The sequence below is a fragment of the Bradyrhizobium hipponense genome, assembly GCF_008123965.1.
Classification (GTDB): domain Bacteria; phylum Pseudomonadota; class Alphaproteobacteria; order Rhizobiales; family Xanthobacteraceae; genus Bradyrhizobium; species Bradyrhizobium hipponense.
In genome coordinates, this window is record NZ_VSTH01000158.1 from 1 (window position 1) to 24,571 (window position 24,571).

General features: G+C 64.0%; 24 protein-coding genes and 1 pseudogene. 11 read left to right on the forward strand and 14 right to left on the reverse strand.

Annotated elements, in window-relative coordinates; translation table 11 throughout:
• Positions 1–79: 79 nt before the first annotated feature.
• From FXV83_RS36430 to pncA, 11 genes are all read right to left on the reverse strand, one after another.
• Positions 80–940 carry an ABC transporter permease gene (locus FXV83_RS36430; protein WP_148744406.1) on the reverse strand — a complete coding sequence of 287 codons (861 nt, stop codon included), beginning with the start codon at positions 938–940 and terminating at the stop codon, positions 80–82.
• Positions 937–1,866: an ABC transporter permease gene (locus tag FXV83_RS36435; RefSeq protein WP_187436412.1), complete on the reverse strand. Its 930-nt coding sequence runs from the start codon at positions 1,864–1,866 to the stop codon at positions 937–939. The genes FXV83_RS36430 and FXV83_RS36435 overlap by 4 nt, the downstream gene beginning before the upstream one ends.
• The gene (locus FXV83_RS36440) at positions 1,866–2,882 is read right to left on the reverse strand and encodes an ABC transporter ATP-binding protein (protein WP_148744409.1); all 1,017 of its coding nucleotides are present in this window, start codon (positions 2,880–2,882) and stop codon (positions 1,866–1,868) included. Before FXV83_RS36440 ends, FXV83_RS36435 begins: the two co-directional genes overlap by 1 nt.
• Positions 2,879–3,862 (reverse strand): ABC transporter ATP-binding protein, encoded by a 984-nt coding sequence (locus tag FXV83_RS36445; RefSeq protein WP_148744411.1) that lies wholly within the window; start codon positions 3,860–3,862, stop codon positions 2,879–2,881. Before FXV83_RS36445 ends, FXV83_RS36440 begins: the two co-directional genes overlap by 4 nt.
• Before the next feature lie 3 nt (positions 3,863–3,865).
• Complete coding sequence (locus tag FXV83_RS36450) at positions 3,866–5,503, reverse strand: ABC transporter substrate-binding protein (RefSeq protein ID WP_148744413.1); 1,638 nt, start codon at positions 5,501–5,503, stop codon at positions 3,866–3,868.
• A 30-nt stretch (positions 5,504–5,533) separates the two neighbouring features.
• A complete protein-coding gene (locus tag FXV83_RS36455) occupies positions 5,534–6,349 on the reverse strand; it encodes a sugar phosphate isomerase/epimerase family protein (protein WP_148744415.1) in 816 nt (271 codons plus the stop codon).
• 460 nt (positions 6,350–6,809) lie between these two features.
• Positions 6,810–8,099 (reverse strand): DUF1236 domain-containing protein, encoded by a 1,290-nt coding sequence (locus FXV83_RS36460; RefSeq protein ID WP_148744417.1) that lies wholly within the window; start codon positions 8,097–8,099, stop codon positions 6,810–6,812.
• A 146-nt stretch (positions 8,100–8,245) separates the two neighbouring features.
• On the reverse strand, positions 8,246–8,593 hold the full coding sequence (locus tag FXV83_RS36465) for a GrlR family regulatory protein (RefSeq protein WP_235940491.1): 348 nt from the start codon (positions 8,591–8,593) through the stop codon (positions 8,246–8,248).
• A gap of 14 nt (positions 8,594–8,607) precedes the next feature.
• The gene (locus FXV83_RS36470) at positions 8,608–10,641 is read right to left on the reverse strand and encodes an NAD(+) synthase (protein ID WP_148744419.1); all 2,034 of its coding nucleotides are present in this window, start codon (positions 10,639–10,641) and stop codon (positions 8,608–8,610) included.
• A gap of 154 nt (positions 10,642–10,795) precedes the next feature.
• On the reverse strand, positions 10,796–11,911 hold the full coding sequence (locus FXV83_RS36475; protein WP_148744421.1) for an alpha/beta fold hydrolase: 1,116 nt from the start codon (positions 11,909–11,911) through the stop codon (positions 10,796–10,798).
• Between the two features lie 16 nt (positions 11,912–11,927).
• Positions 11,928–12,554 (reverse strand): bifunctional nicotinamidase/pyrazinamidase, encoded by a 627-nt coding sequence (pncA, locus tag FXV83_RS36480; RefSeq protein WP_148744423.1) that lies wholly within the window; start codon positions 12,552–12,554, stop codon positions 11,928–11,930.
• Positions 12,555–12,827: 273 nt separating this feature from the next.
• Between pncA and glk the strand changes: the two genes are divergently transcribed.
• The 3 genes from glk to FXV83_RS43255 all read left to right on the forward strand — a co-directional run bounded on the left by glk (position 12,828) and on the right by FXV83_RS43255 (position 14,514).
• Positions 12,828–13,856, forward strand: coding sequence for a glucokinase (glk, locus tag FXV83_RS36485; RefSeq protein WP_148744425.1), 1,029 nt, complete (start codon positions 12,828–12,830; stop codon positions 13,854–13,856).
• 150 nt (positions 13,857–14,006) lie between these two features.
• On the forward strand, positions 14,007–14,210 hold the full coding sequence (locus tag FXV83_RS36490) for a hypothetical protein (RefSeq protein ID WP_148744426.1): 204 nt from the start codon (positions 14,007–14,009) through the stop codon (positions 14,208–14,210).
• Between the two features lie 142 nt (positions 14,211–14,352).
• Entirely contained in the window at positions 14,353–14,514 is a 162-nt protein-coding gene (locus FXV83_RS43255; RefSeq protein ID WP_187436413.1) for a hypothetical protein, read from the forward strand.
• Between the two features lie 65 nt (positions 14,515–14,579).
• On the opposite strand, the gene FXV83_RS36495 is transcribed toward FXV83_RS43255, so the two are convergent.
• Together FXV83_RS36495 and FXV83_RS36500 are read right to left on the reverse strand one after the other, a co-directional pair.
• Complete coding sequence (locus FXV83_RS36495; protein ID WP_148744429.1) at positions 14,580–14,957, reverse strand: response regulator; 378 nt, start codon at positions 14,955–14,957, stop codon at positions 14,580–14,582.
• A gap of 111 nt (positions 14,958–15,068) precedes the next feature.
• Positions 15,069–15,860 (reverse strand): Spy/CpxP family protein refolding chaperone, encoded by a 792-nt coding sequence (locus FXV83_RS36500; protein WP_187436414.1) that lies wholly within the window; start codon positions 15,858–15,860, stop codon positions 15,069–15,071.
• A gap of 489 nt (positions 15,861–16,349) precedes the next feature.
• On the opposite strand from FXV83_RS36500, the gene FXV83_RS36505 reads away from it, so the two are divergent.
• The 6 genes from FXV83_RS36505 (at position 16,350) to FXV83_RS43260 (ending at position 22,442) form a co-directional block, all read left to right on the forward strand.
• Positions 16,350–17,690 carry an ABC transporter substrate-binding protein gene (locus FXV83_RS36505; protein ID WP_148744433.1) on the forward strand — a complete coding sequence of 447 codons (1,341 nt, stop codon included), beginning with the start codon at positions 16,350–16,352 and terminating at the stop codon, positions 17,688–17,690.
• Between the two features lie 130 nt (positions 17,691–17,820).
• A complete protein-coding gene (locus FXV83_RS36510) occupies positions 17,821–18,759 on the forward strand; it encodes a carbohydrate ABC transporter permease (protein ID WP_148744434.1) in 939 nt (312 codons plus the stop codon).
• Positions 18,759–19,670 carry a carbohydrate ABC transporter permease gene (locus FXV83_RS36515; RefSeq protein ID WP_148744436.1) on the forward strand — a complete coding sequence of 304 codons (912 nt, stop codon included), beginning with the start codon at positions 18,759–18,761 and terminating at the stop codon, positions 19,668–19,670. The genes FXV83_RS36510 and FXV83_RS36515 overlap by 1 nt, the downstream gene beginning before the upstream one ends.
• Positions 19,671–19,675: 5 nt before the next feature.
• The gene (locus tag FXV83_RS36520) at positions 19,676–20,776 is read left to right on the forward strand and encodes an ABC transporter ATP-binding protein (RefSeq protein WP_148744438.1); all 1,101 of its coding nucleotides are present in this window, start codon (positions 19,676–19,678) and stop codon (positions 20,774–20,776) included.
• A gap of 34 nt (positions 20,777–20,810) precedes the next feature.
• Positions 20,811–21,800, forward strand: a complete 990-nt coding sequence (locus tag FXV83_RS36525) for a hydroxyacid dehydrogenase (RefSeq protein ID WP_148744440.1) — start codon at positions 20,811–20,813, stop codon at positions 21,798–21,800.
• 180 nt (positions 21,801–21,980) lie between these two features.
• A complete protein-coding gene (locus tag FXV83_RS43260) occupies positions 21,981–22,442 on the forward strand; it encodes a hypothetical protein (protein WP_187436415.1) in 462 nt (153 codons plus the stop codon).
• 288 nt (positions 22,443–22,730) lie between these two features.
• Here FXV83_RS43260 and FXV83_RS36535 read toward each other — a convergent pair whose 3' ends face one another.
• Positions 22,731–23,228 carry a DUF1993 domain-containing protein gene (locus FXV83_RS36535; protein WP_148744446.1) on the reverse strand — a complete coding sequence of 166 codons (498 nt, stop codon included), beginning with the start codon at positions 23,226–23,228 and terminating at the stop codon, positions 22,731–22,733.
• 113 nt (positions 23,229–23,341) lie between these two features.
• Here FXV83_RS36535 and FXV83_RS36540 point away from each other — a divergent pair, with 113 nt between their 5' ends.
• Positions 23,342–24,124: a transporter substrate-binding domain-containing protein gene (locus tag FXV83_RS36540; protein WP_148744442.1), complete on the forward strand. Its 783-nt coding sequence runs from the start codon at positions 23,342–23,344 to the stop codon at positions 24,122–24,124.
• Between the two features lie 189 nt (positions 24,125–24,313).
• Positions 24,314–24,571, forward strand: a pseudogene (locus tag FXV83_RS36545) (DUF2147 domain-containing protein); the annotation flags it as partial.

The following is a 24,571-nucleotide window of genomic DNA, read 5'->3' on the forward strand; positions in this document are numbered from 1 at the left end:
ACCACATCCCCATACAAGCCTGGATGGAGCGTGCGCTCCATCCAGGCTACGATAGCGGGGCTTGGGCTTCGCCTTGCCCCTACTGCAAGGTCGGATCGAGCCTATCGCGCAGCCAGTCGCCGATCACGGAGACGGCCAGCGTCGTCACCACGATCGTCGCCGCCGGCGCCAGCATGATCCAGGGCGCCCGGGTCAGATATTCCCGGCCGTATCCGACCATATTGCCGAGGCTGGTCATCGGCGGCTGCACGCCGAGGCCGAGGAAGGACAGGCCTGATTCCATCAGGATCACCTCGGGGAAGACCAACGTGGTCGAGACGATCAGGGTCGAGGCGATGTTGGGCAGGATATGGCGCAGATAGATCCGCGACGGCCGCGCGCCGAGCTGGCGGACCGCGGCCGCGTAGCCTTGCGCATTGGCGGAGATGGCGAGCCCTCGGGCGATACGGGCGTAGCGCTCCCAGCCGAAAAAGCCCATCAGGCCGATCAGCAGCGGCAGCGAATTGCCGAAGAAGGCCAGCACGGCGAGCGCCATGATCAGGAACGGCATGCTGGCCTGGAAGTCAGACAGCATCAGCACGAACTGCTCGAGGGCCCCGCGGAAATGCGCGGCGAGGAAGCCGAGGGTGGTGCCGACGATCGCCGAAATGGCCGTCGCGCCGAACGCGATCAGGAGCGAGATGCGGATCGAGACGAGCAGCCGCGACAGCACGTCGCGGCCGAGCTCGTCCGTGCCGAGCCAATGCACCACATTGCCGGGCGCGGCCAGGCGATTGCGCAGGTCGAGTTGCGTATAGCCGTAGGGCGCGATCTTCTCGGCGAGGGCGGCAATCACCAGCATCGCGATGATCCAGCCCACTGCAAGCGCGACCGAGACCGGAATCGCGGGAAGGCTGATGCGGCGGCGGACGGCGGTGTCCTTGAGTGCTGCGTCCGTCATGCATGCGCTCCCTTCATGCGCAGCCGCGGATCGAGGAAGCCGTAGAGGAAGTCGACGATCAGATTGGACGTGACCATGGTCAGCGCGACCAGCAAGAGGATGCATTGCACGACGGCGAGGTCGCGGTTGGCGACGGCAACAACGAGCAGGCGCCCTACTCCCGGCCACGAAAACACGCTCTCGACCACGACCGCGCCCGCAATCAGCGTGCCGACCATAAAGCCCAAAATGGTGACGGTCGGGATCGCCGCGTTCGGCAGCGCATGCGATGTCACCACCTTGCGCCACGGCACGCCCTTGGCCGAGGCAGTGCGGATATAGGGCTGGCCCAGCACTTCCAGCATCGCGCTGCGGGTGAAGCGCGCCAGCACCGCGGCGCCGCCGAGGCTCAGCGTCGCGATTGGCAGGATCGCATGACGCCAGCTGTCCTGCCCGCCCGACGGCAGCCATCCCAGCTGCACGGCGAAGACGAGAACAAGCAGCAGCGCGAGAACAAAACTCGGCACGGTGAAGCCCGCGACGGCCGCTGTCATCACGGCGCGGTCGATCGCCGAGCCCCGATGCAGCGCGGCGTAGATGCCGGCGGGAATGCCGAGCGCCACCTTGAACGCGAAGGCCGGCAGCGTCAGCGCCAGCGTCGCCGGAATCCGCTCCAGCACGAGTTGAATTGCAGGCCGGCCGTCGCGCATGGAGCGACCGAGCTCGCCTTTGGCAATGGCGCCGAAGTAATCAAGATACTGCATCCAGATTGGATCATCGAGACCCCAGGCCTTGCGGAACGCCGCGAGGACCTCCGGCGGCGCTTCCGGTCCCAAAATCATCAGCGAGGGATCGCCGGAGAGGCGCAACACCACGAAGGCGAAGGTGACGACGAGGACGATGGTCAGCATCGCGCGTCCGATGCGGATTGCGAAATAGCGTCCCATCACGCCGCGTCCCGCGTCGCGGCCTTGGTCTCGGGCTTGGTCGCAGGTTTGGAGCCCGTCACGAGATGGCACGCGACCTGGCGATCTCCACCGACCGCAGACAGAATTGGCGTCTCGGTCGCGCAACGCGCAACCGCGCGTGGGCAGCGCGGATGAAAGGCGCAGCCCTGGGGGCGCGCAGCCGGGTTCGGCGGATCGCCTGACAGCACGATGCGGCCTGCGCTGCGGCGGCCCGGCGCCGGCGAGGCCGAGACCAGCGCCTGCGTGTACGGGTGCTCCGGCCGCGCAAAGAGATCATCGGCGCTGCCAAGTTCGACGATGCGGCCGAGATACATCACAGCGACCACATTGCTGATCTGCCTGACGACGCGCAGATCGTGGCTGATGAACAGCAAGGTCAGCGACAGCTGCGCCTGGAGATCGGCCAGCAGGTTCACCACCTGTGCCTGGATCGAGACATCGAGCGCGCTGACCGGCTCGTCGCAGACCAGGAAGTCGGGCTTTGTGGCCAGCGCCCGCGCCAGCACGATGCGCTGACGCTGGCCGCCGGAGAGTGCGCCGGGATAACGCGCGCCATGCGCCGGCGTCAGCTCGACCGCGCGCAGCAATTCGCGCACGCGTTCCTCGCGCTCGGCGGCCATGCCGACACCGTGAATGTCCAGCGGCTCGCGAATTTGCGCAGCCACCGGCAACCGCCGGTCCAGCGCGCCCAGCGGGTCCTGAAAGATCATCTGCATGCGCGCGCGCTGTGCGCGCCACGCCGCCGTTGCGGGCGCCGCCATCGGCTTGCCGTCAAACCGCACCTCGCCGCGATCCGGCGGCTCCAGCCCGAGCACTATCCGCCCGGTGGTGGATTTGCCTGAACCGGACTCGCCGACGAGACCCAGCGTTTCACCCCTGGGAATCGTCAGCGACACGCCATCGACTGCGTGAACTGCGGTGCTTCGCCCGAACATTCCGGAACGCATCCTGTAGCTGCGCGAGATCGCGGCCACTTCGACGAGCGGCGCGCTCATTCGGCGGCCATCCCCAGCAGCGCCCGGCGCGAGGCCTCGGCGCGAATGCAGGCGACGGCACGGTTGTCGGCAACCGGCGCCAGGCTCGGCGCAGCGTGGCGGCACGGCTCGGCCGCGAGGGCGCAGCGCGGCGCGAAGGCGCAGCCATCAGGCATACTGGCGGGATCGGGCACGGTCCCGGGAATAGCGATGAGGCGGCGGCGCGGCCCGTCAAGCGGCGGCAGCGCGCCGATCAGGCCTTGCGCGTAGGGATGCACGGGGTCGGCAAAGAGCTGGTTGCTAGGTGCCTCCTCGACGATGCGGCCGGCATACATCACCGCGACACGGTCGCAGTTCTCTGCAACGACGCCGAGATCGTGGCTGATCAGGACCATCGCCATGCCCATCTCGCGGCGGATCGACGAGAGCAGCTCCAGGATCTGCGCCTGAATGGTGGCGTCGAGCGCCGTGGTCGGCTCATCCGCGATCAGCAGGTCGGGATTTCCGGCCAGCGCCATCGCGATCATGATGCGCTGGACCTGGCCGCCGGAGAATTCGTGCGGATAGGCCGACAGCCGCCGCGCCGCATCGGGAATGCCGACGAGATCGAGCAGCCGCAGCGCTTCCGCCTTCACCGCAGCGCCCGAAAGCCCGCGATGCAGCGCCAGGGTTTCACAAAGCTGCCTGCGGATGGTCAGCACCGGATTGAGCGCGCTCGCCGGATCCTGAAAGATCATGGCGACGCGCCCGCCCCGCACCCGGTCGAGCTCGGCTTCGCCGGCGCCAAGGATTTCACGTCCGTCGAGCCGCACCGAACCCGACACCTGCGCGTGCCGCGGCAGCAGACCCAGGGCAGCCAGCCAGGTCACCGACTTGCCGGACCCGGACTCGCCGACGAGGCCAAGGGCCTCGCCCTTCTGCAATTTCAGATCGACGCCGCGCAGGACCGGGACGCCGTTGAAGGCGACGCTCAGGCCTTCGATGCTCACCAGTGGCGGCATAGCCTACGCCTCGAAATTGCCGGCGCGGAAATCCATCGCGAAGGCCGGCGACGCCTTCCACTTGATCGACTTCGGTTTGGCTGTGAAGGTCGCGTTCTGATGCAGCACCGTAAAGGCCGGGTCCTCGCGCTCGGCGATCTCCAGCATGCGGCGGAACGCCTTCTTGCGCGCCGCGCGGTCGATCGAGGTTTCCAGGAATTCGGAGAGCGTGTTCAGCTCGGCATTGGTCCATTCGCCGATCTGCTGCTGCTGGCCATTCGGCCCGTGCTGGGCAACCAGCGAGGAGACGGGATCGTTGAAGGCCGCCGAGTTCGACCAGTCGCGCACTGCCCGGGTCGGCGCGCGTTCCATGATCTGGGACCAGTTCTCCTTGGTCTCGATCTGGACGTTGAGGCCAACCGACTTCCACATCTCGACCAGGACCTGCGCGGTTGCGACCTGGTTGGTGTAGTAGTTGTTGAGCAGGCGATAGGGGATCGGATCGCCCTTGTAGTTGGCCTGCTTCAACAGATCCTGCGCGAGTTTTGGATCATAGGCCGGCACGCTCCAGTCGGCGTTGAACATGTCGCCGTAAAATTCCCACTGCAGGCCCTTCGGCACGCGGGTGCGACCGGCCCACAGGCTGTCGACGATCGCCTGCCGGTCGATCGCGTGGGTGAAGGCGCGCCGCACCAGCGGATTGGCGAGCTGGGCGTGGTTCTTGTCGAACACGGTCAGGCGGTGGTTGAGAATGGTGCCGCCCTGCACTTCGAACGCGGCGTTCTTCTCGATGCCGGCGATCTGGTCCGGCGGGATATCGCAGGCGAACTGGTACTCGCCCGACAGCAGGCCGTTGATGCGGCTTGCGACCTCGGGCACCTCGAGGAAGCGGATTCGCTTGAGCGGCGGCCGGCCGCCCCAATATTCGTCATGCGCTTCCAGCGTCAGCGAGACGTCGGGCTTGAGCTCGACGACCTTGTAGGGGCCGGTGGTGATCGGCTTGCGCGCCCAGTCGAGATAGCTGGTGGATTCGGCCCAGGCCCGGCGGTTCGCGATGTCGGAGCCGTAACGCGACAGCCGGCCCTCGATCGTGACGTCGGGCGTGGCGTTGTAGAAGCGTACAGTGTACTTGTCGACGGCATCGACGCGCACGAGGTCCGGCCAGATCCGGCGCGCCACCGCAGGAACGTCCGGCGGCAGCTCCTTGCCCGGCCGAGGCGTCGGGATCTTTTCAAAAGCCTGGATGGTGGAGCGGCTCTTGGCCTCGGTCTCGCCGAACATGCGCTCGCGGCTGAAGGTGAAGACGACGTCCTCCGCCGTCAGCTCGTCGCCATTGTGGAATTTGACGCCCTGGCGCAGCTTCACCTCGACGGTCTCGTCGTCGATGCGGCGCCATTCGGTGGCGAGCCCCGGCACGGCTTCGAGGCTGCCGCGCCAGTTCTTGGAGATCAGCCCTTCCCAGATCGAGGAGAAGAACACGCGCTCGCCGACATTGGACTGCTCGCGCAGCACATCGAGCACGTTCGAATTCGTGACCTTCTGCACCGCAATCGTCACCAACGGACGATTGTCGCCTTGCGCGATCGCAAACCGCGGTAGGAACAGCGCGCCGGTGGCTGCAGTGCCGGACTTCAGGATGGTGCGACGGGTGAGCTTGCTCATGACGTTAACCCCTGCCCTCTGTGATGCCGGTTAGTCAGCGAGGCCGAGCGCGGCGAGATGCGCGGCGCCGGCGCGGACGTCGTCGTGATTGCGCAGTTCGAGGATCAGCCGCGGATTGGAGGTCAGCCGGCCGAGCGCGCGGAAGACGGCGGTCCAGTGGATGTTGCCCTCGCCCGGCGCCCAGTGCCGGTCGGCAAAGCCGTCGGAGTCCTGGAGATGGACATGCGTCAGCATGTTGCCGGCGGCATCGACGTAATAGTCGACGGGCGGCGCGCCGGTGGACACATGCGCATAATTGGCATGTCCCGTATCGAGCGAGACGCGCACCCTGGTGCTCTCTAGCGCCTTGGCCAGATGCACGCGGTCGCGCGGATCCTTGTCCTCGATATTCTCGAGGACGATTTCGCAGCCGATCGTCTCGGCGCGAGCGATCACCTCGGCGAGCGTCGCGCGCACGCGCTCGATCAGATTGGTGCGATTTTCGGGGTAGAGGTCGAGATTGTTGCGATCCCAGGTGGTGAAAGGCGAATGGATCACCATCTGCGTCGCGCCGAGGAATTCGGCGGCATCTAACCCCTGGAGCAGGCGTTTTGTCACTGCCTGGCGGATCATCGCGTCGTGGCTGTCGATCTTGAAACCCCAGAACGGCCCGTGAATGCCGAGCCGGCCGGTGTGGCCTGCGAGCATCTGCTTGATGTCGCCGGCTGCGCTGCGCCAGTCGCCGTCAAGCAGGTCGGCGCGAAAGAAGTCCTGGATTTCGAGATCGCGCTGCCGTTCCAGGAGCCAGTCGCGGTGAGCGGGGATCGATCTGATGGACAATGCGGCGCCCAGTACCGGCTTCGACATAGCTTGCTCTCCTTGGCCGTCAGCGATGACGAGAGCAGCGCTAAACCAGTTCAATGACAGGCCGGTGAAATGCAGGTTCTGCAACGCTGAAGGATGTGGACATCCTGCCGATCGTCTGCATCGATTTCGGGCAGGACGATCACGTCTTGATCGTAACGCGCATATTTGCAGTGCGCAGCGTGCGCGTGTCTCCGTAGTGATCCGGAATGGAATCCTATTGCGATGTCGCGTACATCGCGGGACATCGATCGGCGGCCACTTCCAAGGGCATCACCCTCTGATCGCGCGACATGTGGTTGGGGGACCGCATGGGGCGGGGATTGAAGGCTGAGGCAAGGTGAGAGGTCCGGACTCCTAGGCACTCCGGACCTCGAACTTTTGACATCGAACGCGATATCGCGCCGCCCGGCTGTTCAGCCTGGCGGCGCGTTTTCGTGTGCCGTCTTGTTGGCGCGGGCGCTCACCGCGTCTGCGGTTCGATCGTGACGGTGCAATCGTCCTGCCCTTGCGTGGCGACCACGATATCGCCGGCTGCAGCCCCGAGCGCGATCGGCGCGGACGAGCCGCCGCCGGGCAATTGAACAGTCACGCTCAACGAATCCGTGCGGGCGCTCGAGCCAACCGTCGACGGTTCCGCTTCCGCGACGTTGCCTGAGGCATCGCGCCGCATGATCCGGCAGTTCACATTGCTGCCGCCGGCCGCCGCCATGCTTGAGGTGGCACCGCCACCCATGTGCGCGCGGGCTCGCGAAGGATCGCGCGGCACCTGGCTCACGATCCGGTGGGTCCGGGGCTCCACAATGACGACATCGTTATCCGTAGCGAAATATTCGTAGTCCCGATATTCGGGCTCGATCGAAACGATCTCGGGCGGCAGCCGATAAAGGCGTACGCGCGGAGGAATCGTCTCGCCCACCCGGATCGAGATATTCAGATCGCGTTCTGGCTGCGCCAGGCGTTCTCGGCTCAGCGTTTCGGAGATCCGCACCTGCTTCTCGGAAGTGACGCGGGTCTGCTGATCGACCTGCGCGTTGCTCTGGGTCGTTTGATTGGCTTGATTGGTCTGCGTGCCGGTTTGAGCCGGCGCGGTCTGTGCATTGGTGCTCGGAGGTGTCCGGCTCGTGTCGGTTGCCGTTGCCGGACGGTTGCCCTGTTGCGCAGGCGGCTGTTGTTCGGCTGCATTGCGTGGCGGCTGGTTCTGGTTGCGCTCGTTCTGGTTTGCCGCCGTGCCGGCTCGATCATTCTGCTGGCCGGCCGTTCCCGCCTTTGATTTCTCGGACTCGGCCGTTGATTTCTGCGGCGCGGACTTATCCTGCTTGGTCTCGGCGCTGCTCTTGGTCTCTGCGCTGCTCTTGCCACTCTCGCGACCTTGCTTTGCGCTCTCCGCCCCACGGTTGCGACCTCGCGCCGGCTCACGGGATTCTTGCGCCTGCTCTTTCGCGTCTTTCGCGTTGGGTTGATTGCGCTCGGAAGCCGCCGCGGGCCGGTTCTTCTCTTCGTTAGCCTGGCGATTGGCGCCGCCCTTGTCCTCGCGTCCGGCGGTCCCCTGCATTCTTTCCTGGCGGCCTTGCGCGCGTTCCGGACCGCGTTCTTGAGCCGATCCACGATCGTGTTGCTGCGCGGCGCCTTTCGCCGGTTCCTCCGTCCGTCTCGGTTCGTCTTTCCGCTCGCCGGGCGCCTGAGCGTAGGCCAAACCCGATGCGAGCATCAGCCCGACGGCAGCAGTCGACAGCATCAAGTGCTTGCGCATATTCCTCTCCTCATGATTCTACAACAAACGCGAACGTGGTTTGCGTGCGAAGGTTCCTGAGGAGATCGGCGGCCGTGCGCCTCATCGGCGTGCCGGATCAGGTCGTGCTCACATCGCATCCTTCAGCGTGAGCCGTGCCGTGAATGTCACGCTGGTCTTGCCGACCAGCGCCATGCCTTCAACCTCGGCGGCGTCGGCGGAGTAGTCGCCCGAGAAGCCGCAGTCACTTCCCTGCCGCCGAACGCGAGTGTCTTGCCGACGGCCTCGGTGTGCTGATTGACGATCATGTCGCCGCGCCACTTGCCGTTCCGCAAGGTGTAGCTGCCGGTGTAGTAGAAATAACTGTCGCCGCCCATGATGCGGCCATCGCAGAGCACGACGACACCTTTGGCCTGGCCGCGCTTGCCGTCGCGCATCTCAATCTCAAAGATGTAGAGGCCGTTGAGGACCTTGCTCTGGTCGCCGCTCTGCTCGGGCTCATCGCCGGCCGACATGGCTCATCTCCCGCTCAGACCGGCACGTTCCGTTCCAGATCCTCGAGCCACGCCGCTGCGCTCGAATCGGACGGCGCGCGCCAGTCGCCACGCGGCGACAACGAGCCACCGGCCGAAACCTTCGGGCCGTTGGGCATGGCCGATCGCTTGAATTGGCTGAAGGCGAAGAAGCGGCGCAGGAACACCTCCAGCCAGCGGCGGATCTCGGGGAGATCATAGGCCTTGCGCCGGTCGTTCGGGAAAGCCGGCGGCCACTCGCCCTTGGCAATATCCTTCCACGCCTGGAGCGCCATGAAGGCGATCTTGGAGGGCCGCATGCCGAACCGCAGTGTGTAGAACAGGTTGAAATCCTGGAGCTCGTATGGCCCGACCGAGGCTTCGGTGCTTTGTGGTTTCTCGCCGGGCTTGACCGGAACCAGCTCGGGCGAGATTTCGGCCGACAGGATCGCCGAAAGGGTTCGGTTCACATCGTCGCTGAACTGCTTCGACGCGATCACCCAGCGGATCAGATGCTGGATCAGCGTTTTCGGTACGCCCGCGTTGACATTGTAGTGCGCCATCTGGTCGCCGACGCCATAGGTGCACCAGCCGAGCGCGAGCTCGGAGAGGTCGCCGGTGCCGATGACGATGCCACCACGATGGTTGGCAAGCCGGAACAGGTAATCCGTGCGCAGTCCCGCCTGCACGTTCTCGAACGTAATGTCGTAGACCATCTCGCCCTTGCCGAAGGGATGGCCGATATCCTTCAGCATCTGCGTGGCCGTGGTGCGGATATCGAGTTCCTGCCAGGTCGTCTGCAGCGACTTCATCAGCGCAAACGCATTCGTCTTGCTCTCGCCGCCAGTGGCAAAGCCCGGCATGGTGTAGGCGAGGATGTTTTCGCGCGGCAGGCCGAGCAGGTCGACCGCCTTGGCGGCGACGATCAGGGCGTGGGTGGAATCGAGCCCACCCGATACGCCGATGACGACACGCTTGGTGCCGGTGGCGCGCAGGCGCTGCACCAGGCCGGCGACCTGGATGTTGTAGGCCTCGTAGCAATCCTGTTCGAGCAGGCTCTCCTCGCTCGGCACGAACGGAAAACGTTCGACCTTGCGTTGGAAGCCGATATCGGCGGCCGGCGGCTTCACGGCGAAGGCGACTTTACGGAAGAAGCCCTCGCGCTGGCGGCGGTTGTCATCGAACGTCCCCATCAGCGCGCGCTCCTGCCGCAGCAGGTCGAGATCGACGTCGGCGAGGGTGATCTGCCCGCCCTGCCGGAACCGCTCGCCCTCGGCCAGAAGCACGCCGTTTTCATAGATCGAGGTCTGGCCGTCCCAGGCCAGATCAGTGGTCGACTCCCCTGCTCCGGCGGCAGAATAAACGTAAGCCGCAAGGCAGCGCGCCGAGGTCGATTGACACAGCAGTGCGCGCGAGCGCGCCCGGCCGATCGTGATCGGGCTGCCGGAGAGATTGATCAGCACGCTCGCGCCCGCGAGCGCCAGCTCCGATGCCGGCGTCACCGGGATCCACATGTCCTCGCAGATCTCGACGCCGATGGTCAGGCCCGGAACGTCCTCCGCCGCAAACAGCAGGTCGACACCGAACGGTGCGCGCAGCTCGCCGAACGCTATCGCTTCCCCGACGATCCCGGCGCCCGAGGCGAAATGCCGTCCCTCATAGAACTCGCGATAGGTCGGCAGGTACGTCTTCGGCACCACGCCCAAAACGGTGCCGCGGTGAATGACGACGGCGCAATTGTAGATACGCGCTCCAAAGCGCAGCGGCGCGCCGACGATGAGAACGGTCATCAGCGCCGACGAGGCCTCGACGATCGCAGCCAGCCCCCGCTCGACCGCATCGAGCAGCGGATCCTGCTTCACGAGGTCTTCGATCGCATAGCCGGACAGGCACAGCTCGGGAAACACGGCCACCGCCACCGACTGCTCATGGCACGCATTCGCCGCGGCCAGAACCGCCTTGGCATTGGCCGTGGGATCGGCCACATGGGAGGTGGTGACGCAGGCCGCGACGCGCGCAAATCCGTGGGCGTAAATCGAGTGAAAACTCATCGAGCGCAGTACCCTTGATCTCTTCGCGAACGGCGGAGATGATCCGGCCGCCGTCGGGTCAGGCTATATTTAGCCCATCGACGTCGCCTCGTGCAGGCCATTCGCCGTCATGCATAACGGAATTGCAACTTCGCCTGTCCCACCCGTGGCGGTGTCAGGCGCTGCGCGCCAGCACGCCGGGCAGATCGTCACGCAGCCACTCGGCGATCCGGGGCCAGGCATGCGCATGCGTGCGCGCGCCCATGAACAGACCGAGATGATTGCCGGGCTCGGAGGCCGCCGCAACGAACGCTGGCGGCGTACCGAGCAGCTCGGCGGTGGCGAGCGCCTGCGCGGCCGGCACGACCTCGTCGTCGAGCCCCGCCAGCAGGAAGACCGGGGCCTTGACGTCTTTCAGATCAATCGCGCGGCCGAGGGCTGTGAAATCGCCGGTGGCAATCCGGTTCTCCCGGAAAATCCAGTTGACGATCTGGAGATAGTAGGTGCCCGGCAGGTCGAGCGTTTCCGTGTTCCAGCGATCGAAACGCGCGAGCAGCGCCGCGGCCTCCTCATCCGCGAGGTCTATCTGCAACGCCGCTGCGATGTCGTCGCGGCTCGGCGCCCTGGACCAGAACCGCAGCATCTCCTCGCCGCTGACATTGCCGCCACCGCGCGCGACGAGCTGATCGTAGACCATTTCGGGCGCGTTGCGAGCAAGCCGCGACAGCGACGAGTCGATCGCAAGATCAACCGGGGCGCCAACCAGGACCAGCCGTCGCACCTTCGCCGGAAAACGAGCCGCATAGAGCAGCGACAACCAGCCCCCCTGACACAGTCCGACCAGATCGACCGGGGCACCGATCTCGTCGATGGCGACGTTGAGATCGCCGAGATAGCTGTCGATCGAGAGATGACGCATGTCCGGCGATGCCGAGCGCCAGTCCGTGAGATAGACCCGCTCGATACCGCCATTTCGCAGGGACTGCACCACGCTGTGGCCGGGCGCGAAGTCGGCGATCAAGGCACGATGCAGCGCATAGGGCGCGCAGACCAGGGCCGGCTGACCGGACCGGGCCCTGGTGCAATCGCGCAGGCGCATGGTTGCAAGCTCGAGCGCAACGGTATTGGGCGTTGTCCAAGGCAGGCGGCTGTCGTCTTTCCTCGCCGGTTCCCGCTCCAGCCACCAGAAACAGGCGTCCATGGCCAGACGCGCCGCCGCAAACGGCCACAGCAAGGGGACTTCCGGGACATGCTCGGGTCCGCTTGGCCGTTTGCCGGTCTTTTCCGCCACAACTACCTCGCGATCTTCACAGGAATGCCTCAAGCCCAACGATGGAAATGCCGCGCTCCCTGAAGCTCTGATGGGTCGCAGCCACGGAGCCGTCGAGGTCGATGCCGCGGCAGGCGTCTTCGATGACGGCAACCTCGAATCCCGCGTTGCGGGCGTCCTCCGCCGAAAAGCGCACACAGAAATCGAGCGCGAGGCCGGCGACGAAGACCGTCCGCAGCTCGCGTTCGCGCAAATATCCGAGCAGGCCGGTCGGCGTCTTCTGGTCGTTCTCGAACAGCGCCGAATAGGAATCGATGCCGCGGCGAAATCCCTTGCGCACCACGAGGTTTGCCCGCACGACGTCCAGATTCCGGTGGAATTCGGCACCGGCCGTGCCTTGTACGCAGTGTGCTGGCCAGAGCACCTGGGTGCCATAGTCGAGCTCGAGGGTCTGGAATGGCTCCCGGCCCGGATGGTTCGACGCAAAGGAGACGTGGTCGTGCGGATGCCAATCCTGCGTCAGCACCACATTGGTGAATTTTTGGGCGATGCGGTTGATGGCGGGGACGACCTTCTCGCCGCCGGGAACGGCGAGCGCTCCGCCGGTGCAGAAGTCGTTCTGCACGTCGATCACCAGCAGCACGTCGGCTTCGGAAATCTTCATCGCAGCTCCATTCCGTCCGCCTGGCACGACCAAGCGCTCTTGCCAATGTCGATCTTCCCGCGCCGCTTCGCAACCACCGACGCGTGCGGCGATCTACCTGAATGGCAGGTTTGCCCGTTTTCCGGAATGCAACGGTTTGGCTTCGTCCGAGTTGACTTAAGTTGACTAGAGGCATCCAAGGGCGGATTCTCAATCCGGCCGCGACACGCGGATCGGGCGAAGGAGCGGAGGAATGGGCTCCCGCAGCTGCAAGGCGGTGGGAGCGTTGACGTCATGGATATCGGCAGAACAGGAAAAATTCTTCTCGCCGATATCGGCGGCACCAACGCGCGCTTTGCGCTGAGCCAGGACGAACCGAGCCAAGACGGAACGGACCGAGGCGGATCTGGCAAGGGCAAGCCAAGCAACGGCGAGCGGATCGGACCGATCGACTATGTCAAGGTCGCCGATTTCCCGACAGTCCGGGAAGCCATCATCGATGTCCTTCGCCGATCGGGCGGCGAGCAGCCGAAAAGGGCCGTGCTGGCCGTCGCAGGTCCCGTGACCAACAACCGCTGCGTCATGACCAACAGCCCGTGGGTCATCGATGGCAAAGAGCTCCAGCCGGCGCTCGGCTTGGACAGCGTGCACGTGCTCAACGATTTCGAAGTGGTAGCCTGGTCCCTGCCCGCCTTGCAGCCCGCCGACCTGATCCCGCTCGGTGGCCAGTCCGGCATGGCGGGAGAACCCCTGCTAGTAGTCGGACCGGGAACCGGCTTCGGTGTCTCCTGCCTGGTCGAACGCCATGGCGCCCGGCTCGCCGTCGTCACCGAGGCCGGCCACGCCACCCTGCCGGCGGAGAACGAGCGCGAGGAACGCGTGATCGCGTGCCTGCGCCGGCGCCTCGGCCATGTCTCCATTGAGCGCGGCGCGCTCTCCGGCTCCGGCATGCAAAATCTCTACGAGGCCATGGCGGAAGTCGACGGCAACCGGGCGCTGCAGCGCGATGCAGCCGCCATCACCAAGGCAGCCCTCGACGGCAGCTGCGAGCTCAGCCGCGCGACGCTGGAGATGTTCTGCGCCATCCTCGGCTCCGTCGCGGGCAATCTCGCCGTAACCTTCGGTGCCCGCGGCGGTGTCTACGTCGCCGGCGGGATCGTGCCGCGTTTCCCGGAATTCCTTGCCGCGTCCGCATTCCGGGCGCGCTTCGAGGCCAAGGGACGGTTTCAGGACTATCTGCGCAACATTCCCACCCGGCTTGTCGTCAAGCCCGATGCCAGCTTCGTCGGGCTCAGGATGTTTGCCAGCCACAACGCCGATTGAGCCGGTGCACGCTTGGTCGGCTCCGTCTCACGGCCCGATATACACAGGTGATTGCATAGTCCGCGCGGTTCCACGCAGGATCGCACTTGCCGGTTTGTTTCCGATAGGAAACAATCCCGCCCGTCTGTGGCGGTGTGTACGGGGCGTGACATGCGTAAGCAGGATATTGGGTTCGACTACCATCGCTATCACCGCCTGCTGATCGAGGCGGATGACGAGAACAAGCGACGTGCGCTGATCGAGCTGTTGATCGAGGAAAAGGCGCGGGACCGGCTCGCCGCCCAGCGCGCTTCGGACCGCGCTGCCATGACCGCCCACACCATCGCCAACGTTCTGAAGCTCGGCCGCAACTAAGACTTGCGGACCCGCCTCTGTTCGCGAGAACACGCATCCGATTGCGATTGCGTTAACGATCCCCATCAAGCCCGTATAAAACTTTTTGCTCTAAGAGTTCCCCACCTGATGCAATTCAGGTCAACAAAAGGGGGGAATGAACATGAGCATGATTACACTTGCCGCAATCGCTGTCGAAACGCGTCCTGAAACGCATCCTGGCGATTCTTCGTTCAAGACCATCTTGCTGATCTGCTGCGCAGGCCTGGCCGCCTCTTTCGGCCTGATGGCGCACGGCATCGACCTCGGCGCCGGCCTGATGTGAGGCGACAACACAGGTCCCTGACATCAATGGCCGCCTTCGGGGCGGCCAATTCGTTTGGGCCTCGATCAGCTTGGAACAGCGTTAGGCGTCTTGGGAAACATCGAATCGATCATCGCCTTGAGCTGGTCGAGGGAGATCGGCTTGCGCAGGATCGGCCTGCGCCGGAGCAAGGACGGCAGCAGTTCCGGACCGTAGCCCGTCGCGAACAGGAACGGCTTGCCGCGGCGTTCGATCAGGTCGGCAACGGGATCGACATAGACACCCATGAGATTGATGTCGAGGATCGCGAGGTCGTACTGCGCGGTCATCGCATAGGCGCTGGCGTCCTGAATGTTATGCGCTTCGGCGACGACGTGGTGGCCAAGCTCCTCCACCATGTCAGCCATCATCATCCGGATCAGCGCTTCGTCTTCAACCAGGAAAACGGAGAGTCCGCTTGCCATCTCAACCCCGCAGCCATTGTATGAAGCTAATCATAACCGAGCCTGTGGGAGCATTCACGAATTCGTGGCACGCGGCGTTAATCCGGATGCGCTCGATCCGCTTCAAGTTGATCAATCCAATCCGCGCTCGTGGCTCAGGCGCACCATCTCCTGGATGAAGACCTGCTTCTGCTTGTCGTCGAGGCTCGAATAGAGCGGCTCGGCCGCGTCGGCGACGTTGCGCTGGTCGGCGGCGCGATCGATCAGGAATTGCGCCTCATTGCGCATCTGCTCGACGATGTCGTCCGGCGGATCCCGCTTGGCGCGCGCGACCCGCAGGTTGAGCCGCTCGGCGCCATTATGCCCGAGATAGTGCATGGCGCTCGAGAAACCATACCAATGCTTCTCCTGATCGGGCGTGAGGTTCAGTTCGGCCTTGATCCGCTCGATGTAGGAATCGCTGTTGGCGACGATCTGTTCGGCCGTGAGCTGCGGCGCGCCGCTTTGGGTCAGGACAGTAACGTCCTTGTCCTGGGGCGCGTTCTTGGCTTCCTTGGTTCCCTTAGCGCCCTTGCCGGACTTGGCGCTCTTGGCATCCTTGTCCTTTGCGGCTCCCTGCTGCTTGGCGTCCTTGGTTCCATCCTTCGTACCGTCCTTGGCCCCATCTTTGGCGGCCGGCGCTTGGCTGTTGTTGCCGACTCCGAGGACGCCGGTAAAGACGCCGACCACGCCGCCGATTGCACCGCCCAGCACGCCGCCGACCGGACCGGCCGCCTTGTTACCGGCCGCCGCTCCGTCCTGAACGCCTTTGACCAGGCCTTGCGCGTGCGCAACCGCGGCTGCGCCGAGCAGCAACGTGAGCACGGACCCCAGCGCGCACCATCGTCGCAGGTAATGCCGCGCTGGCGGTGCCGGGTTGATCATTCTCGTCTCCATCGTCAATCCGATCGGCCTGTTGGGGTGAGAACCACCCGCCGGGTTCAACTCTATCGTTTTCGCAGCTTCGAGGTCTAGGCGCCGCCAATCGCTATCCACGCCCGAAAAGTCTTTTGCGCGAAGCGGTTATGCAGGCTTATTCGAAACTGCGGCGTAATTGCGCATGCAACGTCCCAAGCGGCATCGCGCAAAGTGTGCGTCGCAAAATGAGCCGCGGTGGTTCACCTCGCACGCGCGCCATCGAGCAGCGCAGCACGTGCCGGACCGACATTAGTTCTAGACTGCGAGCAGTTCGGCTTCCTCGACAGAGCCGATCAATCATGATCTGATCGCGCTACCAATTTGCCGCGGCGCGCGCGATTTTGCCGCCGCGGCGACGGCATCAAACAAGAAACTTCCAACAAGAAAATCAAAAAAGTAAAACTCGGAAAGTTCAGGAAACGCCAGAACAATAAAACATCCAAGCGAGGAAACGAGATGTCACGCAAGACACTGACGCGACGTCAATTTGTCGCTACCACTGCAATGTCCTCTGCGGCGCTGATCACGGCGCCCTATGTCCGACGCGCTTACGCCGCGGGCAAACTCTCGATCGGCTTCTGGGACCACTGGGTGCCCGGCGCCAACAAAGCCTCCACCGACCTCGTCAACGAATGGGCGGCGAAGGAGAAGGTCGAGGTCTCGATCGACTACATCACCAGCAACAACAAGAAGATCGAGTTGACCGCAGCAGCCGAGGCCCAGGCCAATTCCGGTCACGACATTCTCCAGATGCCGTCATGGTGGCCGCAGGCCTATGCCGATCAGCTCGAGCCGCTCAACGATGTCATGGAGCCGCTGATCAAGCAGAACGGCGAGGTCAACGGCACAGTCAAATATCTCGGCCAGTCCGGCGGCAAATGGCTCGCTGTACCCGCGACGCCTGGTAGTCAGATCAAGGGGCCCTGCACCCGCATCGATCTGATGAAGAAATACGCCAACATCGACGTTCAGGAGATGTATCCGGCCGGCAGCCCGCCGAAAGCCGACAACTGGACCATGGAGACATTTCTGAAGGCGGCGGAAGCCTGCCAGAAGGGTGGCTTTCCGTTCGGCATCGGCTTGGGCGAGACCACCGACAGCGTCGACACGGCCGGGGCAATCTTCCAGTCTTTCGGGGCCGAGCTCGTCAATGCCAAGGGCGATATCACCGTGAAAACAGATGCGGTGCGACAGGCGCTGGAATACTACAAGAAGCTGATCTCGTTCCTGCCGCCCGACGCGCCGTCCTGGGACGACGCCTCCAACAACAAATGGCTGATCTCCGGCAAGGGCGCGCTCATCATGAATCCGCCGAGCGCCTGGGCCGTCGCCAAGCGCGACGCGCCGCAGGTGGCCGAGCAATGCTGGACGCATGGCTTCCCTTCCGGCCCGAAAGGACGTTTCGCGCCCTACCTGCCGTATTTCTGGGGTGTCTGGAGCTTCGGCAAGAACAAGGAAGCGGCCAAGAGCCTGCTCACCCATCTGTCGCAGCCGTCGTCGATCGAGAAATTCGTCGCGGTGAGCGGCGGTTACGATCTTCCGGCCTATGCGAACATGACGAAGCTGAAGACCTGGGCCGAGGAAGGGCCACCGAAGGGCACGCTCTACCACTATCCGGACCCGCATAAGCAACAGACGCTGTCGATCGCCGCATCGCCCGCGCCCCCCAAGATCGCGCAGCAGATCTACTTCCAGGCGACGCTGACCAAGCTGGCCTTGCGTCACGCGCAGGGCGAGAAGATGGAAACCGCGCTCGCCTGGGCCGAAGGCGAGTGCGAAGGCTTCATGCGGAGTTGATGCCGGTGTGTGCCATGGCGGTTCACGCAATCGCGCGTGAGCCGCCGGGGCGCCGCTCTATCCGGTCCCAACTGAAGCCGACCGTTGTGCCGGCTTCGCCGTTCCACATCCTTCGAAAAAGGCTAACGTAATGGCCGATGCCGTCGTTGAGCAAGGTCGCCTCGCCCGTGCTGCGAGCCCGCGCAAGCGGGCCAGTCTGCACAATAAACTCGGGCGCAAATCGACCGTGGCGTTCTTCCTGACGCTGCCGCTGATCCTCCTGATCGCGGCACTCGTGCTTTATCCCGCGCTCTACTCTGTCCACCTCGCCACCCTGAACAAGTCGATGCAGAAGTTCGTGGGCTTCGGCAACTTCACCTTCCTGTTCAAGCGCGAGACGTTCTGGATGGTGGTGAAGCAGTCCTGCCTCTTCGCCATCACTGCCGTCATCTTCAAGGCGTTGATCGGCTTCATCGTCGCGCATTTCGTGCATAACATCCCGGCCAAGGGCCAGCGCAAATGGCGCGGCATGCTCCTGGTGCCCTGGGTGATTCCGCCTGCGATGAGCACGCTCGCCTGGCTTTGGCTGTTCGATCCGTCCTACAGCGCCTTCAACTACACGCTCTCGTTCTTCGGCATCGGGCCCATCCCCTGGCTCGGCGATGCGTCCTGGGCGCGTTTCTCCGTCATTCTCGTCAATGTCTGGTACGGCGCGCCGTTCTTCATGATCATGTATCTGGCGGCGCTGAAGTCGGTTCCCGACCAGCTCTACGAGGCGGCAGCCATTGACGGCGCCAACTGGTGGCAGCGGATCTGGTTCATCACGCTGCCGATGATGCGCAACATCATCGCCATCACCACCTTGTTCTCGCTGATCGTGACGTTCGCCAATTTCGACATCGTGCGCATCCTGACCTCCGGCGGCCCGCTGGATTCGACGCATCTGTTCGCAACCTGGGCGTTCCAGGTCGGAATCCAGAGCAGCGACATTCCGCTCGGCGCCTGCGTCTCGCTCTTCATGGTGCCGATCCTCGCCGTCGCAGCGATCTTCATCCTGCGCGATGTCTCCAAACGCGGGAACGAATCCTGATGAGCATGCTTGCAATCGACAAGGGCGGCCCGAGCCGCAAGGTCAAATACGGCAGCATGAGCCGCGACCGCACCTGGGCGCTGCGATGGTCCTATTTCTTCCTGGTGCTGTTTGCGGCCTTCTCGCTCATACCGCCCATCTACATGCTGATCACCTCGCTCAAGAGCAGCGCGGAGATCTCGGCCGCTACCAACCCGTGGTGGGTGTTCCATCCCACCTTGTCTAACTACTTCGAGCTTCTCACCTCAAACCAATTCCTGCGCTTCTTCTGGAATTCCGCGATCGTCTCGATTGTGGTCGTGATCGTCACCATGCTGATCAGCATCCCCGCGGCCTTCGCACTGGCGCGGATGAAGTTCTGGGGCTCGGCGACGCTCGCGACCGGAGTCTTCCTCACCTATCTCATTCCGGACAGCCTGCTGTTCATTCCCCTGTTCAAGATGCTCGCAGTCATCCAGGATTTCACCGGGATCGCCCTGCTCAACAGATGGTACGTGCTGCTGCTCATCTATCCGACGCTGACAGTGCCCTTCTGCACCTGGATCATGATCGGCTATTTCGCCTCGATCCCGAAGGAGCTCGATGAGGCCGCGATCATCGACGGTGCTTCCTGGCTCCAGACCCTGATGCGGATCTTCATCCCGGTCGCGCTACCCGGCCTGATTGCGGCGACGATCTTCGCCTTCACGGTATCCTGGGCGCAATTCCTCTATCCCCTGGTGTTCACCACGTCCGTAGACCAGTTCGTGCTGCCAGTCGGCATCACCACCACGCTGATCAAGGGCGACGTGTTCAACTGGGGGCAGATCATGACCGGTGCGCTGCTCGGTGCCGCCCCGCCGCTGATCATCTACGCCTTCCTCATGGACTACTACATTGCCGGCCTGACCGCCGGCGCGACAAAGGGTTGAAATTTATGGCCGACGTTGCTTTGCGAAAAGTGGTCAAGCGTTACGATGACGTCGAGGCGGTGCGCGGCATCGATCTCGACATCTCCGACCACGAGTTCATCGTGCTGGTAGGTCCGTCCGGGTGCGGCAAGTCGACGACGCTGCGGATGATCGCGGGGCTGGAAGACATCACCGACGGCGACATCATGATCGGCGGCGACGTCGTCAACGACGTCCCACCGAAGGACCGCGACATCGCGATGGTGTTCCAGAACTACGCGCTCTATCCGCACATGACGGTCGCGGAGAACATGTCGTTCGGACTTCGGCTCAAGCACTACCCCAAGGCCGAGATCAAGGCCCGGGTGACGGAAGCCGCACGGCTTCTGGACATCACCGACCTGATCGACCGCAAGCCGAAGCAGCTTTCCGGCGGCCAGCGTCAGCGCGTCGCCATGGGACGCGCCATCGTGCGCAATCCGAAAGTCTTCCTGTTCGACGAGCCGCTGTCCAATCTCGATGCCAAGCTGCGCGTGCAGATGCGGATCGAGATCAAGAAAGTGCACCAGAAGGTCCGCACCACCACGGTTTACGTCACCCACGACCAGGTCGAGGCGATGACGCTCGCCGATCGCGTCGTGGTGATGAACAAAGGGCGCATCGAGCAGATCGGGACGCCGAACGAGCTCTACCACAAGCCGGCGACGCGCTTCGTCGCGGGCTTCATCGGTTCGCCCGCCATGAACTTCATCCCGTGCCGGCTGGAGGATGCCGGCGGCAAGCTCAACATCCGCCTGACCGACCGCATCTCCTTCCCGCTGCCGCCGGCCCGCGCCGCCCGCTACAACGTGCTGCCCCGAACTGAAAAGCTTCTGCTTGGCATTCGTCCCGAACATCTCACGGAGTCGCATGCGCATCTGGAGCCCGGCGTCGAGACTTTCGACACCGTGCTTGACGTCACCGAGCCGATGGGGATGGAGACGCTGGTCTATTTCGGGCTCGAAGGCACGCCGGTCTGCGGCCGTGTCGACCCCAATGCCGGCGCCAAGGACGGCGCTCCGATGCGTTTGGCGGTGGACCTCAACAACATGCACCTGCTAAACGAAGCGACCGGCGCCGTGCTGTGACGGCTACGGAAGAAACGCGAGCAGGCAGGGAGCGATGGCGACCAACAAGAAGAAAATTTTCGTTACACAAACTTTGTCGCAAGGGGCACGCGCCCTCCTCACCCAGCGGGACGATATCGAGCTCGTCGAATTTCCGAACCTGATCTCGGCGAAAGACTTCGAGGCCTTGCTGAAGAGCCACGCGCCGGTCCATGGCGTGGCGCTCGGTGCCACCGCCTTCGGCCAGACCGAGCTCGAGGCGTCCGGGGACATGAAGGTGGTGACACGGATCGGCGTCGGCTACGACGCTGTCGACGTGCCCGCCCTCTCCCGTCGCAAGGTGCCGCTAATGGTCGCCGGCAGCGCGAACTCGCCCTCGGTCGCGGAAGCGGCGCTGTTCATGATGCTGACGCTGGCCAAGCGCGCGCAGGAGATGCATGCCTGCGTCAAGGACGGCAAATGGGCCGACCGGCTCGGCATGCTGCCATTCGATCTGTACGGCAAGAGGGTGCTGGTCATCGGCTTCGGCCGTATCGGCACCCGCACCGCCAAGCGCTGCCTGGCGATGGAAATGAACGTGCAGGTCTACGACCCCTACAAGGGAGCCGCCGAGATCGAGACCGCCGGTTGCGAGCCCGTCGCCGATCTGGACGCCGCCCTGCCTCAAGCCGACTTCGTCACCATCCATTGCCCGAAGACGCCGGAGACGGTCGGCCTGTTCAACACCGCACGGATCGGCTTGATGAAGCCGAAATCCTATCTCATCAACACCGCGCGCGGCGGCATCGTCAACGAGACGGCGCTGTACGAAGCACTGGTTTCGGGCAAGCTCGCCGGCGCCGGCATCGACGTGTTCGAAGTGGAGCCGCCGCCGGTCAGCAACGCGCTGTTCGCGCTGCCGAACGTCATCATGGCCCCGCACGTCGCCGGCGTCACCGTCGAGGCGGTGAGCCGTATGAGCGAGCAGACCGCGCGCAACATCCTGAGTGTGCTGGACGGCGATCCGATCCGGCAGAACATCATCAATCAGGACGTGCTTAGCTGAGAAAATCCCAAGGCGGGCTCCCAAGGCGAGCGGAGAAGCCGTACGCCTTCGGAACGCCAGAATGCGTCCCATTTTGGTGCAGATCGAGCCCCAACTCAGCCTTAATCAAACCCGCGTAATAGGTCTGCCGCGCCGGCAGTGGGACAGATTTGCCGGTCGCCTCGAGCTGGAGGATGGACCTTGTCAGAAATCGACCCGACCGACCACGCGCTGGCGACCATCGCCAGCATCCTGGAGCACCCCGAACCCGTCCTCGTCGTCCGGGAAACCGTGACCGAGACGGAAACCGAGATGGCCGCGGTCGATGAGCATGCGATCGCAGACGAGCATCCCGAAGTCGAGGAACAGCCGCTGGTGCCGGAGCCGGCCGATGCCGACGGTTACAGCAAAGTCGGCCCCGGGCCGATGGTGGCGATCCGTCTCAAATGGACGGTCCATCGTGGCGATGACGGCCAGTACTACGTGCACGAGACCATCGGCGAACAGTCCACGCCCGTCATCAGCGGTCCGATGACGAGCGAAGCCGCGGTGCATTTCGTCGACGAGCACGAAGACGATGCGCATCGCCGCTTCGAGGAGCTGCGCAGCGAAATTGCCGGCCGCAGCTCGCTCGCCGAATTCGAGCGCAAGGGTGAAGCGTAGCGCTCAGCACGTTCAGTGGATTGCCGCGCGTCGGCACACCTCTCCCCGCTGGGCAGGGCTATCACATATGATACTTGGAGCGGCCTGAGCAAGCGCCTCGTCCTTCGAGACGACCGCTCAGCGGTCTCCTCAGGATGAGGCTAATTGGCATCGGGCCCATTGAAAACTGCTGCCGCGCACTCCGCCCTCATCCTGAGGAGCCCGCCAAAGCGGGCGTCTCGAAGGATAGGCCGCAGGGAATCCGCTTCCCATATGCGATTGGCCCGCTGGGGAGAGGATACCCAGCTTCTACTTCCGGCCTAAAAAATCCTTCTTCACTAGCTCGACGCCGGCGTGACGCAGCAGGTCGTAGGCGGTCGTCACGTGAAAGAAGAATTGCGGGATGCTGAAGGTCAGCAGCAGAGAGCGCCCGGTGAAGGGCAGCTCGGTGCCGTTCTTCAGCCTGAAGGTGACATCCCGCTCTGCCGCGGCGTCGATGGCGGCGCGCGGCAGGCTCTCGATGAATTCGATCGATGTCGCGATGCGCGCCTGAAGTCCGGCCATGTCGTGCTCCAGCGCCGGCAGCGCCACCGGCTCGCGCTGCGCCAGCAAGGCCGGAGCCACCACGGCGTGACGGCAGGCCTCGCCGACCTGTTGCGCCAGATCGTACATGTTCGGCGACAGCCGCATGCCCAGCAGGATGGCGGAATCGAATTTGCGAGCCTCGGCATGGGCCACGCCCTTGTCGAGCAGTCCGGACAGGTTGCGCAAATACGGTACGAAGAGGCCGACCGAGGCCTCGTACATCGAGATCGTCACCTCGGGATTCCCTTCAATTCCATCTCGCCAGCGACTGGCATCTGGTCTAAATCCAACCTCAAGAGCTGCATAATGACAGCTCACGCGGAGATGGAAAAGACATGCTCGTTCGAATTCTGGCGGCTTTGGCCGTGGCGTTGCTGGCGAACTTCCCGGCACATGCGCAGCAAGCGGCGCCCTCGCGCCTCGACGAGATCGTCAAGCGCGGCACGTTGCGCGTCGGCATGACGGGTGACTACAAGCCCTTCACCTATCTCGACAAGGCCACGCAGCAGTTCAGCGGCTTCGACGTCGACATGGCGGAGGCGCTGGGCAAGGCGCTCGGCGTCAAGGTCGAGTTCGTGCCGACGGCCTGGCCGAAGCTGATGAAGGATTTTGAATCCGACCAGTTCGACATCGCGATGGGCGGCGTATCGGTGACGCTCGACCGGCAGAAGAAGGGCTTCTTCTCCACGCCGATCGTGCGCGAGGGCAAGACCCCGATCACGCGCTGCGCCGATGTCGGCAAGTACCAGACGCTTCCCGACATCGACAAGAAGGGCACCCGGGTGATCGTCAATCCCGGCGGCACCAACGAGCGCTTCGCGCGCGCCAACGTCAAGGACGCGGAGATCACCGTCTTCCCGGACAATACCGTGATCTTCGATGAGATCGCCAAGGGCAATGCCGACCTGATGATGACGGACGCCTCCGAGACCCGCTACCAGCAGAAGCAACATGCCGGCGTGCTCTGCGCGGTACATCCAGACAAGCCGTTCGACTTCTCCGAGAAAGCCTATTGGCTGCAGCGCGACATGGCGCTGAAGGCCTTCGTCGACCAGTGGCTGCACATCGCGATGGAGGATGGCAGCTATAAGAAAATCTATGCGGCCTGGTTCGACTAGGCCGGGGTTCGTACCTCAATCTCGACGGCGGCCAAACTGTGGACCGTTTCCGGGCGTATTGAACCCGATCCCTATTGAACCCGAACCCACGGGAAGACGACTTATACGGATGAAAGTGATCCAGATCACTTTTCGCGATCGGACCGGGGCGTAAGCGTCGGTGCGGGACCATCTGTTCAGGAGACGGAAATGAGGAAGCTGTTGGCCACGGCCGCATTCCTGTTGGCGAGCACGGCTGCTCAGGCACAATACACCTTCGAATATGGCGGGCGCACCATCCGCATCGATCCCGATCGCGGCACGGTGTCGATCCCCGGGGTCTATGACAACACCGGCCAGGGCAAGGCGAAGAAGGCCAAGAAGAACGAGACCCAGCCCGACCAGCAGGTACCGCAGCAAGCCACGGCCAATCCGCAAACGCCGGCTGCCCCTGCGCCGGCCCCCGCT

Bases quoted from the DNA above. Each gene is read 5' to 3' on its own strand.
- FXV83_RS36470 (WP_148744419.1), bottom strand. From the start codon at position 10,641: ATGAGTTTTCACTCGATTTACGCCCACGGATTTGCGCGCGTCGCGGCC.
- FXV83_RS36450 (WP_148744413.1), bottom strand. From the start codon at position 5,503: ATGAGCAAGCTCACCCGTCGCACCATCCTGAAGTCCGGCACTGCAGCC.
- pncA (WP_148744423.1), bottom strand. From the start codon at position 12,554: ATGAAGATTTCCGAAGCCGACGTGCTGCTGGTGATCGACGTGCAGAAC.
- FXV83_RS36515 (WP_148744436.1), top strand. From the start codon at position 18,759: ATGAGCATGCTTGCAATCGACAAGGGCGGCCCGAGCCGCAAGGTCAAA.
- FXV83_RS36465 (WP_235940491.1), bottom strand. From the start codon at position 8,593: ATGTCGGCCGGCGATGAGCCCGAGCAGAGCGGCGACCAGAGCAAGGTC.
- FXV83_RS36525 (WP_148744440.1), top strand. From the start codon at position 20,811: ATGGCGACCAACAAGAAGAAAATTTTCGTTACACAAACTTTGTCGCAA.
- FXV83_RS43255 (WP_187436413.1), top strand. From the start codon at position 14,353: ATGAGCATGATTACACTTGCCGCAATCGCTGTCGAAACGCGTCCTGAA.
- FXV83_RS36440 (WP_148744409.1), bottom strand. From the start codon at position 2,882: ATGAGCGCGCCGCTCGTCGAAGTGGCCGCGATCTCGCGCAGCTACAGG.
- glk (WP_148744425.1), top strand. From the start codon at position 12,828: ATGGATATCGGCAGAACAGGAAAAATTCTTCTCGCCGATATCGGCGGC.
- FXV83_RS36520 (WP_148744438.1), top strand. From the start codon at position 19,676: ATGGCCGACGTTGCTTTGCGAAAAGTGGTCAAGCGTTACGATGACGTC.
- FXV83_RS36445 (WP_148744411.1), bottom strand. From the start codon at position 3,862: ATGCCGCCACTGGTGAGCATCGAAGGCCTGAGCGTCGCCTTCAACGGC.
- FXV83_RS36460 (WP_148744417.1), bottom strand. From the start codon at position 8,099: ATGCGCAAGCACTTGATGCTGTCGACTGCTGCCGTCGGGCTGATGCTC.
- FXV83_RS36430 (WP_148744406.1), bottom strand. From the start codon at position 940: ATGACGGACGCAGCACTCAAGGACACCGCCGTCCGCCGCCGCATCAGC.
- FXV83_RS36490 (WP_148744426.1), top strand. From the start codon at position 14,007: ATGCGTAAGCAGGATATTGGGTTCGACTACCATCGCTATCACCGCCTG.
- FXV83_RS36500 (WP_187436414.1), bottom strand. From the start codon at position 15,860: ATGATCAACCCGGCACCGCCAGCGCGGCATTACCTGCGACGATGGTGC.
- FXV83_RS36535 (WP_148744446.1), bottom strand. From the start codon at position 23,228: ATGTACGAGGCCTCGGTCGGCCTCTTCGTACCGTATTTGCGCAACCTG.
- FXV83_RS36540 (WP_148744442.1), top strand. From the start codon at position 23,342: ATGCTCGTTCGAATTCTGGCGGCTTTGGCCGTGGCGTTGCTGGCGAAC.
- FXV83_RS36495 (WP_148744429.1), bottom strand. From the start codon at position 14,957: ATGGCAAGCGGACTCTCCGTTTTCCTGGTTGAAGACGAAGCGCTGATC.
- FXV83_RS36510 (WP_148744434.1), top strand. From the start codon at position 17,821: ATGGCCGATGCCGTCGTTGAGCAAGGTCGCCTCGCCCGTGCTGCGAGC.
- FXV83_RS36455 (WP_148744415.1), bottom strand. From the start codon at position 6,349: ATGTCGAAGCCGGTACTGGGCGCCGCATTGTCCATCAGATCGATCCCC.
- FXV83_RS36435 (WP_187436412.1), bottom strand. From the start codon at position 1,866: ATGGGACGCTATTTCGCAATCCGCATCGGACGCGCGATGCTGACCATC.
- FXV83_RS36505 (WP_148744433.1), top strand. From the start codon at position 16,350: ATGTCACGCAAGACACTGACGCGACGTCAATTTGTCGCTACCACTGCA.